Source organism: Paraburkholderia fungorum (assembly GCF_003610895.1).
Lineage (GTDB): Bacteria > Pseudomonadota > Gammaproteobacteria > Burkholderiales > Burkholderiaceae > Paraburkholderia > Paraburkholderia fungorum_B.
This window is the reverse complement of record NZ_MCAS01000006.1, coordinates 202410-218176: the sequence shown is the minus strand read 5'-3', so window position 1 is coordinate 218176 and position 15767 is coordinate 202410. Positions and strand designations below refer to the sequence as shown.

11 protein-coding genes are annotated in these 15767 nt (G+C 59.9%); 4 read left to right on the top strand and 7 right to left on the bottom strand.

Going from position 1 to position 15767, the window contains the following annotated elements:
- Positions 1–72: 72 nt before the first annotated feature.
- The 6 genes from tnpC to BCY88_RS08225 form a co-directional block, all read right to left on the bottom strand.
- Positions 73–1641 (bottom strand): IS66 family transposase, encoded by a 1569-nt coding sequence (gene tnpC, locus BCY88_RS08250; RefSeq protein ID WP_120343769.1) that lies wholly within the window; start codon positions 1639–1641, stop codon positions 73–75.
- 30 nt (positions 1642–1671) lie between these two features.
- A complete protein-coding gene (tnpB, locus tag BCY88_RS08245; RefSeq protein ID WP_120343768.1) occupies positions 1672–2016 on the bottom strand; it encodes an IS66 family insertion sequence element accessory protein TnpB in 345 nt (114 codons plus the stop codon).
- The gene (gene tnpA, locus BCY88_RS08240) at positions 2013–2447 is read right to left on the bottom strand and encodes an IS66-like element accessory protein TnpA (protein WP_183081312.1); all 435 of its coding nucleotides are present in this window, start codon (positions 2445–2447) and stop codon (positions 2013–2015) included. Before tnpA ends, tnpB begins: the two co-directional genes overlap by 4 nt.
- 338 nt (positions 2448–2785) lie before the next feature.
- Positions 2786–4801 carry a bifunctional DedA family/phosphatase PAP2 family protein gene (locus tag BCY88_RS08235; protein WP_120343767.1) on the bottom strand — a complete coding sequence of 672 codons (2016 nt, stop codon included), beginning with the start codon at positions 4799–4801 and terminating at the stop codon, positions 2786–2788.
- A 127-nt stretch (positions 4802–4928) separates the two neighbouring features.
- Positions 4929–6200, bottom strand: a complete 1272-nt coding sequence (locus BCY88_RS08230; protein ID WP_259461280.1) for an ATP-binding protein — start codon at positions 6198–6200, stop codon at positions 4929–4931.
- Positions 6201–6229: 29 nt separating this feature from the next.
- Positions 6230–6904 carry a response regulator gene (locus tag BCY88_RS08225; protein ID WP_120343765.1) on the bottom strand — a complete coding sequence of 225 codons (675 nt, stop codon included), beginning with the start codon at positions 6902–6904 and terminating at the stop codon, positions 6230–6232.
- Positions 6905–7188: 284 nt separating this feature from the next.
- On the opposite strand from BCY88_RS08225, the gene BCY88_RS08220 reads away from it, so the two are divergent.
- The 4 genes from BCY88_RS08220 (at position 7189) to BCY88_RS08205 (ending at position 13767) form a co-directional block, all read left to right on the top strand.
- Positions 7189–8349 (top strand): TolC family protein, encoded by a 1161-nt coding sequence (locus BCY88_RS08220; protein WP_259461281.1) that lies wholly within the window; start codon positions 7189–7191, stop codon positions 8347–8349.
- Positions 8327–9394 carry an efflux RND transporter periplasmic adaptor subunit gene (locus tag BCY88_RS08215; RefSeq protein WP_259461279.1) on the top strand — a complete coding sequence of 356 codons (1068 nt, stop codon included), beginning with the start codon at positions 8327–8329 and terminating at the stop codon, positions 9392–9394. Before BCY88_RS08220 ends, BCY88_RS08215 begins: the two co-directional genes overlap by 23 nt.
- 20 nt (positions 9395–9414) lie before the next feature.
- Positions 9415–12450 (top strand): efflux RND transporter permease subunit, encoded by a 3036-nt coding sequence (locus BCY88_RS08210; protein WP_120343782.1) that lies wholly within the window; start codon positions 9415–9417, stop codon positions 12448–12450.
- A gap of 105 nt (positions 12451–12555) precedes the next feature.
- Positions 12556–13767 (top strand): MFS transporter, encoded by a 1212-nt coding sequence (locus BCY88_RS08205; RefSeq protein ID WP_120343762.1) that lies wholly within the window; start codon positions 12556–12558, stop codon positions 13765–13767.
- A gap of 159 nt (positions 13768–13926) precedes the next feature.
- On the opposite strand, the gene phoU is transcribed toward BCY88_RS08205, so the two are convergent.
- Positions 13927–14634, bottom strand: a complete 708-nt coding sequence (gene phoU, locus BCY88_RS08200; RefSeq protein ID WP_120343761.1) for a phosphate signaling complex protein PhoU — start codon at positions 14632–14634, stop codon at positions 13927–13929.
- Between the last annotated feature and the right edge of the window lie 1133 nt (positions 14635–15767).

The following is a 15767-nucleotide window of genomic DNA, read 5'->3' as shown; positions in this document are numbered from 1 at the left end:
GTAAGCGGCTCACGCATGCCGTTCGTCCACGCGCGTGCACGTGAGGCATGATGGTGATCCGGACTTGCACTGTCAGATAGCGGGTGTCGGCGGACTGGCTGGCGGCTGCAGCTTGTCGGCCACGTGCCACGGTAGAAGCTCGTCGATGCGATTGATTTTGTGATCTGCGATGTGAGTTAGCACGTGGTCCAGATAGGCGCGCGGATCGATGTCGTTCAGTGCGCAGGTGCCGATTAGCGCGTACATCGCGGCTGCCCGTTCACCACCGCTGTCGGAGCCGGCGAATAAAAAGTTTTTCCGGCCCAGGCTTACACAACGCAACGCGTTTTCCGCGATGTTATTGTCGATCTCGAGCGTACCGTCTTCGCAATATAGCGTCAGGGCGCGCCACTGGTTAAGCGAGTAGTTGATCGCCTTGGCAGTGTCGGACTTCGACGACAACGTTTCGAGCTTGGCCTTGAGCCACGCTTCATAGATTTGAAGCAGTGGCCTGGCTTTCTCCTGCCGTATTCGTAGCCGTTCGGCCGCAGGCTTGCCGCGAATGGAGGCCTCGATGTCGTATAGCGCGCCAATGTATTCAAGTGCCTTTTGCGTCGTGTCGGACGGCGTGCGCACGTGGATGTCGTAGAACTTTCTCCTCGCGTGAGCATGACATGCCGCTTCAAGTACGGAGCCACCCAGGAACAGCTCATCGAAGCCCGCGTAAGCGTCCGCCTGCAGGGTCCCCCTGAAGCCGGCGAGATGAGTCTGAGGGTGGATGCCTTGCCTGTTCGGCGAGTATGCGAACCATACCGCAGCGGGTTGCGTCGACCCCGAGCGACGATCGTCGCGCACATAGACCCATAGCCGACCGGTGCGGGTCTTCCTGTTGCCCGGCGAGAGCACCGGGATTGGCGTGTCGTCCGCATGCAGCTTGGCGGCCGACACCGTATAGCGGCGCAGCGCCTCAATCAGCGGCGCGCACAACGCTTCGCATTGGCCGACCCAGCGACCCATGCTGGCCCGGTCGAGTGTCACGCCGTCGCGCGCCGCGATCGCCGATTGCCGATATAACGGCTGATGGTCTGCGTATTTCGAAACGAGGATGTCCGCCAGCAAGCTTGGATGGGCGATGCTCCGCTCGATCGGAAGGCCGGGCATCGGCGGCTGCCTGATGGTGCTGCAGCATGAGCAAACGAATTTGCGCCGGATCGTGCGAACGACTTTGAACGCCGCTGCGACCCGGGCGAGTTGCTCGGACACGTCCTCGCCGAGCACCTGCATCTGTTGACCGCAGTGCGGGCAACTCGATTCGGGCTCAAGCACATGATCCTCGCGCGAGAGGTGCGCAGGTAGCGCTTGTCTCGAAGCCGCTTCGTCCGTCGTTGCATTGGAGGAGGAAGCGTTTGCGCCTCGAGCTTGCGCACGCTCCACGTCTGCAACGCCCCGGCCGGCGGCCAGATCCTCGAGTTGGGTCTCGAGGGTCTCGATCTGCCGCTGCAACTGTTCGGACTTGCGGCCGAACTGCATGCGCCGAAGTTTGTCGATCTGCGCCTTAAGCTGCTCGATCTCGACATCGCGTTCAGCAAGCAGACTACGGGCCTCGACCAGCAAGGCCTTCAACAATTCGACATCGTCTGGAAGATCGGCGCCGTTCGACATACGCCGTAGTTTACGGGTCTGCCGCGCGGTTTACAACATCGATAACGCGGCGGTGCGACGGGGTTGTCGCCAATCGATGCCCTCGAGAAGCATCGACAGTTGTGCTGAACTCAGATGGACCTTCCCGCCGTCGGCCTGGGGCCAGATAAAACGGCCCCGCTCAAGCCGCTTCGCGAGAAGCCAGATTCCGTCCTCCGTTGCCCAGAGGATTTTTACGAGGTCGCCTCGGCGGCCCCGGAAGATGAAGACGTTGCCGCCCAGTGGATTCTCTTCAAGCGCCGTTTGTACCTTTGCGGCCAGCCCCTGGAACCCACACCGCATGTCGGTCACGCCCGCAGCGATCCAGATGCGCGTACCAACCGGCAGAGAGATCATGATCGCAGACTGCCCAGCACGGTACGCAGCATGTCAGCGTCGACCAGGCCGTCTACCTTAACCACCGCACGGCCGATGCGGATCTCGATCGTACCCCCAGGAGACGCCGGCTTCATCTCTGGCGCTTGCGGAACGCCCGAAGATGACGCAACGACCTGCGTCGGCGCGTCACTCAGCAGTACGACCGGGAGGAGGCTGGTAGACGGAGCTTGCTGCTCGGCAAGATATCGCCGCCGCCAGGTGTACAGCATGTTCGCGTTGATGCCATTCTCGCGGGCCAGTCTCGCGACCGAGACGCCCGGCTCGCACGCTGCCGCCGCCAGCCGGTCCCGAAGCTCTCGTGGGTAATTCGGACGGCCTGCTCGACTACCCGGCTTCTTCTCTGGAGACTCTGACAAAGTGGTGTCCATCAAATCGAAAATGATGGACATCACTTTGCTGTGTATCGCAGTAACCGCCTAGGACGGCCGGGACGAGCCCCTTACCAAAGACCAATGGCTAACATGTCCAAAGAAGTTCACTTCGAGTGAAAGAGTTAAAAGACATTGTAGCGACGTCAGTTAGCCTAGCCAGTACCTCAAATTTTAGGCAACCGACCCAGCGCACCCGTATCAGGCCGAAGCTTGATGGCCGCAGCAAACTGACGGTTGGAATTGCCCGTCGGATAGGCTGTATCCATCAGACAGCGCTGGCGACCAGCGCAGTCCCGCATGATGCGATTGATTGCGTCGAGAGTCAGGACGACTGGCTCGCTAGCTGCCGGCCCCCTTCAGTCGGAGCGCGACGTCAGTAGCGTCACTGGAACACCACGACAATCCTTCTTCGCCAACACGGCCGCCGCGGGAAGCGCGAGCAACTGGTCATGAACGGCCAGAGGCGCTGTCACCGGGTCAACGGCACGTAGCATGTTGACTGGCCAGGACGCACGATAAAGCCGCTCATGCACAAGCGAACCTATCCAAAGAGGTGTAGCTGACGCGGCGCCCTGTTCTTCAATCGCATAGTCCGTGGACCAGAAACGCAGCACAATGCGTTCGTCCCGCGTGCTGCCGGGATGCGTGAACAGCAGCAACGACGGCACACCATTGTTCAGCTCCGGCAGCACCGGCAGTGCCATCGCCGAAACCTTGGGCGATGCGAGGGACAGCAGGCTGCGCGCAGAGAGCTCCGCTCCGTCGACCCAACCTTGAGCTCGAAGGCGACTTCCTATCTCCTCAACATTCGCGGACCACTGAATTGCCAGAGGCTCCTTCCGGTCACCTTCCATGTCTGAGCGATAGCAAGGCAGACTCTGCCACAGAGAATCGGTCCATTGCGACGTCGTTGCGATGACCGGTGCGTTACCCGGCGCGCTGTCAGCTTTCGGTGCGGGCGGTCCCACGTGGAGTTGCGCCGCCACGCTGACGCACACAACCGTCAGCATGAGAACTGGCATGAACCCGCGCGATGGCTGCACTACCGGCCTTCGCCACACGGCGGTAAAAGCGACAACGGAGACCCAGACCGACGCAAGCGCCGCGCCTCCAACTGCATCGGAAAACCAGAATCGACCGAAGTAAAGTCCGGACAAGCTGACGCTGACCACGACGACGATACTTGCTGTCACGACGAACACGCCCACCAATGTATTAACCCTTCGAGCGAGCAGAAACGCAAGAAAACCATAGACGACGACCACGGCGGCGACGTGATTGCTCGGGAACGCATATGCGCCGGACGCAAGTGAATCCGGTGGAGCACGATGGATTGCAAACTGGAGGGTAAATATCAGTAACTGTGAAAAGACAACGGCAGCGAGCCAGTAACCAAGCGTGCGCCAACGACGTTCCCACACCATCCACAGCGCCGCTGTGGCGACCAGCGCTGCCAGCGTGGCGACGCTGCCGGGCGTGGCGAGGCCCGACAGGACGATGTCGCCCCAAGGGCTGCGCACAGACTGAAGGAAGTGATAAACGGACACGTCAACCCGTACGAGTGGGTCACCACTGATGACGTCCTGCAAGACGCCGAAGAACAGCCAGCACGAAAGAAGCACAATGACCGACGCCACCCCTATTGCACCGGAAGCGGGTCGGTTCGGATTCAGTAGCTGCAAGGCAAGACGACCTGCCCGCCCTTCGTGGTGACTGGCCCAGGTCGTCAGAGTGCGGCCCGCGGCACTCGCCCAGGCACCGGCGTGCGAAAGAGCGAAGCGGGCGCCCCGGAAGCTAAGCCATACAATTCCGACCAGTAGCGCGATGATAATGACGAGACGAAACGAAACAGCGCCGGCCACCTGGACGGATGCCCCGAAAATAACGCCCGGCAGGATATGCGCGGGCGCCCAGAGTAGCGCTGACAGGATGTTCATGGTGTAAAACCGCACCGGCGTCATCCCCGACGTTCCCGCAACGACGGGCACAATCGCTCGCAACGGCCCGATGAACCGGGCGAACACGACGCTCTTCGGACCGTGTTTTGCGAAAAAATTGTGTGCGGCCTCAAAGACTCGCGGGTGCGTCCGAAACGGCCACAACTGGCCAATCTGCGATTTATAGTGGCTGCCGAGCCAGTAGCTCATGCCGTCCCCAGCTACCGCGCCAGCAATCGCGCATGCGAACAGCGCCCCCAGGTTTAACGACCCGGTTCCAGCAAGCGCACCGGCCAGGAACATCGCGGTGCTGCCTGGGATGAATGTTCCAATAACCGCGATGGCTTCGAGAAACGCAGCCAGGAAAGTGACCGCGAGCGTCCATGCCGGGTGTCCGGCGAGCAGATGCAACAAGTGCTCGTATGCGTGTTCCATCGACATCTCCATGGTCCGCGCCCCAGCTGTCGCTCAGCACCGTTCAGTTTGCCGCCGGTAGTGCGTCAGATGGTGCAGGTACGCGTCACTCAACAACCGAGCACCTACGGCCCCGCAGCTACCGAAGTCATCGGTTCGGTCGTACCGGTTGGAGATACCGTGCACGAAATCCGCCTTCGATGTTCTCGAGTACCAACCAGCCGCCAGTCCGACGTGCAATCTCGGAGACGATGGAAAGACCCAGTCCACTTCCGGACGCAACAGAATGGTCCAGCCGATAGAACGGTTCAAGCACACGGGTGAGTTCGCCGTCCGGAATACCGGGACCCGAGTCGGTAACCTCAAACATCACTTCACCCCCTGCATGAACGACAGACACATCCACCTTGCCGCCAACTGGCGTATATCGCACCGCATTGTCGACCAGGTTTCTCAGCACCACCATCATTGACGACGCGTCGACAACGGCATCAACTTCGTCGAAGTGCTCGAACCCAAGGTCGATATCCTTCTCCTGGGCGACTCCAATTGTGGCGTTTATGACCTCCGTTGCCATAGCTCGTAGCGATACCGTCGTCGGCTCCTCCAGCACTGCCTGTTCAGACCGTGCCAGTGCGAGTAGTTGTTCTACCAGTCGGTGCGTACGGCGCAACCCTGCCTTTAGAGCTAGCAGCCGCTCCCGGGCATCCGGTGACGTAATGGCGGCTCCCAGATTTCCCGCTTGCAAGGACAGGGCAGCTAACGGCGAACGCAACTCGTGCGCTGCACTGGCGACAAACCTTCGCTGCTGACCGATGGCGTCTTTCAGTCGTGAAATCAGGCTGTTAATTGACCGGACAAAGGGCAGCACTTCTGTGGCAATACCCTCCTCTGATAACAGCTGGAGCGTGGCATCGGTCTGGCAGTCTACGACAGCAGCAAGACGTGTCAACGGCGCCAGTTTCGTCCTGACAATCACGACAACGACGATGAACAGCCCAGGCAAAAGGAGCAGCATGGGCACGAGTGTTCTCATCGCACCGTCCCGCGCTATTTCGTCGCGCAATGCAGAGGGTTCTGCAACGGCGATGCGCCCGCCACTGCGGAGCGTCCGTATGTTGACGCGCCAGCTCTGTCCACTACCGCTCAAATCATGAAAACCGTCGGCCAGCTCCCGCGGAATCATCAACCCGGCAGCCTGCGCGACGCCAGACGGTGTTTCATTTAGCCGGTCAATGACCACCCTGACGTCCGGGTCCTGGGAACTCTCAATTGATGGACGGGACTTCGTGAACATCAACGCGCCGCTATCAATGAGCGCAGCGATTTGTTTCAGTTGACCATCCTGAAGCTCTCTCGCCTCCTGATATGCAAACAGGAATGAAAGCCCGCAGGCAAGCACGCCGACTGCCACAATCACGCTGCCAATCCACGCCGATAGCTGCAGCGTCAGAGAGCGTGATTGTTTTCCTTGTCTACCAACCATCCCACACCTCGCACATTGCGGATAACCGATGCGCCGAGCTTCTTGCGGATGCCGTGAATCAGCACCTCCACGGCATTGCTCTCGACCTGTTCCTGCCAGGCATATAGTTTTCGCTCCAGGTCGCTTCGCGACAGGACCGTCCCGGGCTTCATCAACAGCGCGCTCAAAAGCGCAAACTCGCGACTCGTCAGCCTGCACTCGTTGTTCTCATACACAGCCATGTGTGTGGCAGCGTCGAGAGTAAGACTCCCGCTGGTCATCCTGGTATCGCCGTGGTCGCCGAGCCGGCGGGTCACCGCCCGAAGTCGCGCGAGTAATTCACTGATTTCGAATGGCTTGACAAGATAGTCATCGGCGCCGGCATCCAGCCCGACTATCCGGTCCTCGACACTGTCGCGCGCTGTAAGAATAATCACTGGAGTCTTGCTTCCACCCGCTCTGAGCGACCGGAGTACGTCAATGCCGTCGCGCTTCGGCAGATTCAGGTCCAGCAGCACGACATCGTGCTCCCGTCCGAGCAACGCCCCGGTTGCCGACTCTGCGTCGCGCACCCAATCGGCCGCATACGCCGCGTCTTTCAATGCCTGGACGATTGCATCGCCAATCATTTCGTCGTCTTCTACAAGGAGAATTCTCATGCGTCTCACCGAATCGAAAGCAGCGTGCTAAGTCAAATCTAAGTCTCGCGGATTAGTATCCGAAGCGTTTTTTGCGTCGGATATCCATCGTGACCCATGATGCTTACGATAGTAGGTTGCAAAGCGGACTTCCCGCAACCGGTCGGCGATATACCGGTGTCTTTGCACTCGCGCGAGTCGCGCTGGCTGTAGTGTTGACCGGATGTGCGACATACGCACCGAAGCCTCTGCCGGAAACGCCCCAATGGCCTGAGGACATCGCGTCAACAGCCGCCCCATTGACGGTGGACGAGGTAGTTGGACGCGCTCTCAAGCATAGTCCGGATATCCGACGTGCTGAACGCGAGCTCGATATCGCCGCCGCCCGGCAATATGCGGACGGGCTTCTGCCAGACCCAACGCTCAGCTTCAGTACTGACCGCCCCGGCGCGGAGGGCTTTGTACCTGCATTCATGGTCGGGTTGAGCTACGAGGTGTCCGCACTCGTCGGCCGCCCGGCAAAGAAGCGAGCCGCAGCGGCAGGGTTTGAGAAGAAACAGTTGGTGCTTCAATGGGCGAAATGGCAAGTCGCAAACCACGCCTATGCGCTCTACGTCAGCAATGTGAGCCTCGACCGTCTCGAGAAAGAAGTCGAGCAGTCAGTGGCCTATCAAAAAGGCGCCGCCGAACGAATGCAGGAGGCACTCGCTCGCGCCGACGTGACCAGAGATGTCGCCGTGCAGGCACAAACCGCGTACCGCGACAGTGTGCAACAGTTGGGTACGCTGCGACAGGAACACCTCAAGGCAACACAGGAACTCAATACGCTGCTTGGACTGCGCACCGGGACACACCTGACACTTGCCGCTCCGCCTGAGCAGTACGAGGTGCCGCAGGACGCGGTCGACCGTGCGCTCCTTGACCTCAGACAGCGTCGACCCGATTTGCTCGCACTGCGCGCGGGATACACCGAACAGGACGAGCGATATCGCGGAGCGCTCCTCGCGCAGTTTCCGCGATTGGACATTGGAGTTACGCGGGGTAGGGACACGTCTGCCATCTACACCTCGGGGCTTACCGTTTCGGTGACGCTTCCTCTATTCAACGGCAACCGGGGAAATATCGCAGTCGAAAAGGCTACACGGGAGAGCCTCTATCAGGAATACACCCAACGGCTTGACGATGCGTACACCGCTGTAGACGGTATCAGTTCAGAGCTCAGCCTGCTGGGTGACCAGCTTCGTAACGCGCGGTCAATGGAGACTGCACTCGATGCGTCGGTGAAACAGGCGCGTGTCGCCTACGGCGCTGGCGACATGACGCTGCCGGTATTGGCCGACCTTGAATCCCGGTTGCTGACCCAACGCATCGCGACGGCGAAGCTCGCGAACTCAATACTTCAACAGCAGGTTGAGCTCTGTACCTTGATTGGCGTGAGCGCCATTGACCACCAACCGCTTCACTAGGTCCTCCATGAATTCCGCCCGCTCGTTCATCGTCACTGTCGTCATCATCACATCATCCGTCGTCAGTCATCGAGCGTTCGCCGAAGACGTCGTGACAATGCCTGCGGTACAGAAGCGCATTGTGGCCACGGTCTCCGCACCCGCGCACGTGCAGGCAGCGTCCAATACCGTGCTGGGCGCGCCTACGGCGGGCATCGTCTCCGGCCTGCGCGTCCTGCCCGGCGAAACGGTGCGGCCCGGGCAGACGGTTGCGCATCTGACCGGCCCCACGGTATCAGCTGACAGCGCGCGCCTTGCGGCTGACCTGAAATCGGCCCAGATACGGGTATCGGCAGCAATGCAGGCTGCCGCCATCGAACAACAAAAGCTTGATGAGCAACTCAGCACGCGCGACGCCGTGGTTCGCGTGCGCGCCGAACTCGACACCGCGCGCCAGCAGCTCGCAGCTGCGCAGTCGGCGGCCCGAAGCTATGCGAGCTTTATCGCGATTGACGTATCTGAGCCAGGTGTTGTGACGGTGGTCAATGCGGCCAATGGTCAATATGTGAGTGCTGGACAGGCACTGGTAACCGTGGCCCCCTCGCGTGGTCTTCATGTGGTCGCAAATCTCTATGGCAACGACGCCTCATTGGTCACGAGCGGAATGAAGGGAGTCTTTCTGGCCGAAGGCGCGGATGCGCCCATCGACGTAGTCGTACAACGCGCGTCGTGGAGCGTTACCGCGCCCGGACAACTGGAAGTCTGGCTCAATGCCGCACCGGGGCACGCTCTGGTGACGGGAACGGTCGGCACAGTTTCTTTAACCACATCCGACGACAAACGGCTGGCCATTCCGTCCACAGCGCTCGTGCTCGATGGTGGCCAATGGTGGGTACTGGTGCATGACAGGAGCGGGAATCACCGGCGACGTGTCGTTCCAGGACTATCCGAGGGAGGCTGGACTTCAATAATGCAGGGGCTCTCGCTGGATGAGCGGGTTGTAGTGCAGGACGCGTATCTGCTCTTCCACCAGGACTTCGCCACACGCTACCAGCAAGCCGACTGATGGTCCCTGCCGACAAGAACATGCTCAACGACATCGTCAAACGCCCTCTCCTCTGGGTCATGCTGTATGGCGCGCTGATTGCCTACGGCATCTACGCGCTTATCAACATTCACGCTGAAGTCCTGCCGCAGTTCAACATGCCACAGGTGAGCATCATCGCCCAGTTGCCCGGTGCGACGACGTTAGACCTGGAAGGCCTGATATCCCGGCCAATTGAGGCCGAACTTCAGTCGCTACAGTCGCTAAGCGACGTACGGACGGTCATAGGCCAGGGCTCCGTCAGAATTGAAGCACGTTTCGCAGAGGGGACTGCCGCAACAGGCGCGCTGCAAGACGTCAACGGCGCCATCGGGCGCATCAACGGCTCGCTGCCAAATGGCGCGACCTTGACAACGGAAATCTCCGGCAACGCGATAAACGAGGTTGCCGACTACGCCGTCCAGATTCCTGACGGCGTAGACGCGTCAATGGTGCAACGTGTCGTCGAGTCGAATCTTGCTCCTCGCATCCGGGCGGTTCCAGGCGTGCAACGCGTATCGGTAGCGGGGCCAGGCCAGGATGCCATCTGGGTCCGCCCTGACCTCCTGAAAATGCAACGCTTTAACGTCTCTGCGTCGACGCTCGCTGCGTCGCTCGGGGCTGCCACGGGCATGGTGCCTGGCGGCTATGTCGACCTGGGCCATCAAGACATTTTTGTTGAAGGAAGAAGTCTGCCGACGCGGCCGTCCGAATACGCGGCCGTATCTCTGCCGACACCCAGTGGCGCCGTCCCTCTAGGCGCGATTGCCGACATAGTCCGTTCCGCTCCTCCATCTCACCACTCCGTCAAACTTGACAACAGGCCTACCATCGCGCTGGTGGTGTTCAAGCAGCCGGACGCTTCAACACTCCCGGTTGTCAACGAGGTTGACAGGACACTTCATGAACTGGAGCCCCAGTTACCCGGCGGCGCCCGTTTCGTGCGCATCTACAGCCAGGGACATATCGTCGGCGTGGTCGCCACTGATTTGAGCCGCAATCTCGCTATCGGCGCGGTACTCGCCGTTGCAGTCCTGTTCTGGATGCTGGGCGCGAGCCGCGGAATATGGGCGGTGGCCCTGAGTATTCCCCTCTCGCTTCTGCTCGGTATCGCCGGGCTGTACCTGGCCGGACAAACGCTGAATTTACTGACATTCGGCGCCTTGTCGGTAGCCGTGGGGCTGCTTGCCGACGATGCCATCATTGTGCTGGAAAGCATCTACCACCGATGGGAGGCCGGCGACGCCCGGTGGGAAGGCGTTGCGCGTGGTTTACGTGACATTGCCGGGCCTGACATTTCCGGGACGATGACGACTGTCGCGGTGTTTCTGCCGCTCGCGTTCGTGGGCGGCCTGGCGGGACTGTTCTTTGTGCCGTTTTCGCTGGCGATGACGGTGAGCCTGATTGCGTCACTCATCATTTCATTGAGCGTGATTCCGCTGGTACTGGGATTCATCGGGCCTCACGCCGAAAAGCGCACATCATCAGGTGCGCATGCAGTCGCGTGGCTCAAAGGCCATAATCTCCGTCTGTTCGAATTCACCCTGCGTCGCCCCAAGCGCTCGCTCTGGGCATGCGTGGCCATTTTCGTGGTCTCTATCGCTGGACTGGCGCTGGTCCCGGTGGATTTCTTACCGTTGCCGAACGAGGCTGTGCTGCTCGAAAGCTTTACCCTGCCGCCTGGCACGTCGTTGCATGATGCTCAGGACGCCGCGGACCGCATTAGCGAGCGATTGCGCGGACTCGGGCCCGTCGCTCATGTGTTTTCGCGCGTCGGCTCGGCGTCCGGGACGTCCTATACGGAGCCCGCCTACGCTGGCGAGATTCAGATTGCGCTGAAGCCGAACGTAAATGCAAGCAGTCTCGACAGAATCGGCCAGCAGGTACTCGATGCATCGAAACTACCCGGCGTACAGACTGCAATTGGAACGCCGACCCTTGAGCGGGTTGGCGAGACCCTTTCCGGCTTACCTCAGCCATTCGTTATCGATGTGTACGGCGACTCGATTGCAACCTTGCAGTCACTCTCGTCGGAAGTCACGCGTCGACTCGCAGGCGTGCCCAACCTGTCGGGCGTGTTCAACAACGACGGCTATCCAATCACCGAATTGCAAATCACGCCCAGACCGAACGGCCTGACGCTCCATGGCATCACGCCCGCACAGCTCTTCTCCCAACTGCATATCCTGCTGGCCGGGCAAACGGTTGCCACGGTCCCCGAAGGCAACGGCCACGTGGATGTGTTTGTCAGACTGGCCGACCCCACACACCTGTCCATCGAGCAGCTAAGGCAGCTCCCGGTGATGGCTAACGGTTGGATTGCCCTGAGCGATGTGGCCGATGTCCGCATGGCGACTGGACCCAATGTCATCAGGCATCTGAACGGACTCCGCGCGATTGAGATACTCGCGACACCAACGGCCCCGCTCGGACAGGTGATTTCCGCTTCCAGACAGGCGCTTGCGACGCTTTCCTTGCCGGCGGGTTATGAAGTGAAGTTCGGCGGCCTGTATCCGCAACTCGAACGGGCGGCAATCAACGTAGGTGTCGCGGCAGTGGTCGCACTCGCGCTGATGCTGGGTATCCTGACACTGCAGTTTGACGGCTTGCTCGTGCCCGGCCTGCTGTTGCTGCAAATGCCGCTGGCGTTCTCCGGAGGCGCAATCGCGCTGGTGGTGAGCGGGGTTGGCCTGAATGCAATCGGCCTGATTGCCTTTCTCACCCTGATTGGGGTGAGCCTGAACCACGGCATCGTGCTACTGCAACTGGTGAAGCGAAACGAAGCGCAGGGACTCTCTGTGGTCGACGCCGTGCGCGACGCGGTTGAGGTGCGCTTCAGGCCGATTCTCCTGACGGTCCTGACAGCCTCACTGGGCCTGCTGCCGACCGCGCTCGGCTTCGGCAAGGGCGCCGCTCCGGAACAGGGGTTGGCCATCGTTACGCTGGGCGGGTTAGTCTGGAGTGGCCTGCTCAGCACAAACCTGCTGCCGGCTCTTTATGTGTACAGGCGCGAGAAGCAACGTCAGAAGACACTGTAAGGACGCGGCAGACCATCGCGCGTCATTGGCATCGCTTCATAATGGCGCTATATGGATGCCCGACCGCACCGCAGTTGAATCTGACACTTGCTAAATCGAGAAACGATGCAGACCAAATCCACGCTGCGCAGCAACACCCTCGGCCAGATTCCCCGTGGCGTCTGGATGCTGGGTTTCGTCAGCATGTTCATGGATATTTCGTCGGAAATCGTCCACAGCCTGCTGCCGATGTTCCTGGTGACGAGTCTCGGTGCGAGCGCAACGATGGTCGGCCTGATTGAAGGCATCGCAGAAGCCACTACACCCATCGTGAAGATGTTCTCCGGCGCACTGAGCGACTACCTCGGCAACCGGAAATGGCTTGCGGTCACCGGATACAGCATCGGGGCGTTGAGCAAGCCGCTGTTCGCTCTCGCGCCCACGGCGGGCATCGTGCTCGCCGTGCGTGTTGCAGACAGAGTCGGGAAAGGCGTGAGAGGCGCGCCGCGCGATGCGCTCGTGGCTGACATCACGCCTACGCATCTGCGTGGTGCCGCGTACGGACTGCGTCAATCACTCGACACGGTTGGCGCTTTTCTTGGCCCGTTGCTGGCCGTCGGATTGATGCTGTTGTGGGCGGACAACTTCCGTCGAGTGTTCTGGGTCGCCGTGATTCCGGGCCTCGTCGCCGTGGCATTACTGGTATTCGGTATCGGCGAACCTGCGCATCAGGCGGGCGTAAAACGCGTCAATCCAATGACGCCTGAAAACCTGAGGAAGCTGAGTCGCAACTATTGGGGCGTCGTGTTCGTCGGCACAGTGTTCGCGCTCGCGAGGTTCAGCGAAGCATTCCTCGTTCTGCGCGCCATGCAGGGCGGTATACCCGTGGCACTCGTGCCTCTCGTGATGGTCGCGATGAACGTCGTGTATGCGGTATCGGCCTATCCGTCTGGAAAGCTTGCCGACTCGATGAGCCACACCAGGCTTCTGGCTGTCGGCCTCATGGTGCTCTTTGCGTCGGATATCGTGCTTGCCCACGGAAGCCAGTGGCCGGTCGTGCTGCTGGGCGTCGCGCTTTGGGGTTTGCACATGGGGCTGACACAGGGTCTGCTGGCGACGATGGTCGCCCATGCAGCACCTTCGGACCTTAAAGGCACTGCATTTGGGTTGTTCAACCTGATGACCGGTCTCGTGACCCTGGTCGCCAGCTTAGTCGCAGGCGAACTGTGGGACCGGTTTGGGGCAAGCGCGACGTTTTACGCGGGAGCAGGGTTTTGTTTGCTGACCCTGTGTGCTCTCGCTGTGGGCGGAGGATTGCGCCGAAAGAGCGCTTTCTAAAGGAATATAGAGGCGAATGTTGCGCCGGACCAGGTGGGGTCGATGTCGTTACGAGTCTACGCCCGACCTGAGATTTCGAATCGTGCAACGTTGTACAGCTGCATGCCAAATACGTCGGTACTCACAAAAGTGAGGCACGTCGTCTCTGCTTGCCAGGCCTCAGTTGCCAGAGGCGTCGCGTCCAAGCTGGTCTCGGGGTACATGGCGAACATCGGTGCCGCTAACCACATAGACAACCGACTCGGCGATATTGGTCGCGTGGTCACCAATACGCTCGATGGCCTTCGCGATAAACAGGTAGTCCAGTCCAATCGAGATTGTCCGCGGGTCTTCCATCATGTACGTCACGAGCTTGCGCACGAAGGCTCGAAACTCGTTATCGATGGCCTCGTCATCCCGGATAATCTGTGCCGCTGCAACGGTATCCATCCGCGCAAATGCATCCAGCGCCCTGCGAAGAATATGTAAGGCCATTTCGCCGGAAACCTTGATTTCAGCGATGTTGATGCTACGTGCGTTGGCTTCCGTGGCAATGCGGCGCGTCCGCTTCGCAATCTTCCGGGCCTCGTCACCTGCACGCTCAAGGTTGGTGATGCACTTCGACGTGGCCATCAGGAGTCGCAGGTCACGCGCGGCGGGCTGTCGACGAGCGATGATGTTGCAAACTTCTTCGTCGATTTCTATTTCCATCGCATTGAGCCGACGTTCGCCCTCGAGGACCTGCTCGACAAGTGGCAAATCAAACATGTTCATTGCGTCCATCGCGAGCGCAATCTGTGACTCCACAAGGCCGCCCATTTCGAGCAACCGGCTTGAGAGCAGGTTGAGGTCGATATCAAATTTTCTCAAAATATGCTTATCCGACATGTTCGTTCCTCGGCCGAGGCGACCAGCGACATAGTCTGCAGTTGCCCGCAGTATCGTATCGGGTTCAGAAAATCTGCCCGCTCGAACCAGACTCCACGAACGCGCCGATGCATCACGGACACCTGGTCATCAAGCTCGATGCGTACGATAGCGCTCGCAACCGTATTAGCGTATGCCTGCGTTTCGACATAGGCAACAACGCCTTGGCGCCTGGTACGAAAAAGAAGGCCCGGAATCGCTTCCGGGCCCGGGAAAGGTGGCCATGGCATAGCTCCTTCGGCTCGAAACGTGACTGCGCCGAACTTCGCCAGCGGTGATAACCACCTGCGTGGTCGAACAAACGAAACAGCCCGACATGCGGGCGTCCCGAACGTCAGAAACGGAATTCCGCAACCGCCCTATCCGCACGAAAATTAGCAGCCTCTCCTTAAGGGCAGCTTATGCCCTGACGAAACGCTCTGAAGGGTTGCGCCTTTCGGCATTCACCAGAAAAAGGCGCGTCGCATGTAGCCCCCATTTTTGAGCTTTGACTATCCGGCAACGTTCCATTGTCCGGAACTGCGCAATCCACGTGCATTGCAACGGTCACGAGCACGCTACCCTCGGCGCGGTCAACGGGTCGGGATACTTGTTCTTTTGGGTCGGAATTCTGCGTAACGGGGCGATGGCATCAATTTCCGCTTCATTTCTCTCCGCGGCCGTTAGCGTGGGTATCGCGCCCCCGGTCAAAGTTTCAGGCCCATGTCCATTGACAATGCACGTTACCGTCTTTCCATCACGAAGGTGTACCTGTCTGGTGTAACTCATGGCGGGACTTGCGTTTGCATACGAAGCTGCAAGCAATAGCGCCGTCGTTGAAAAGACGCACAGGCGACTGGCTTTCATTCGAACTCTCCTGGTTGACTGCCCGACGAACGTTCGAGCCTTTCAAAACGGTACCGAACGCATGACCCGGAAAGTTCGGTATCGACAGGGACAGTCTGCGGTGAAAGACCTTAAGCCAGCATGAAGCGAGAACTGACGCCGACGACTTCGCTCTTACTCATAGACGGTACGGCTGGAGAATCGGACCATGATTGCTGGCCGACCAGATGACAGTTGGCAACTGGAACAGTATTGCGCGCGAGTACCAC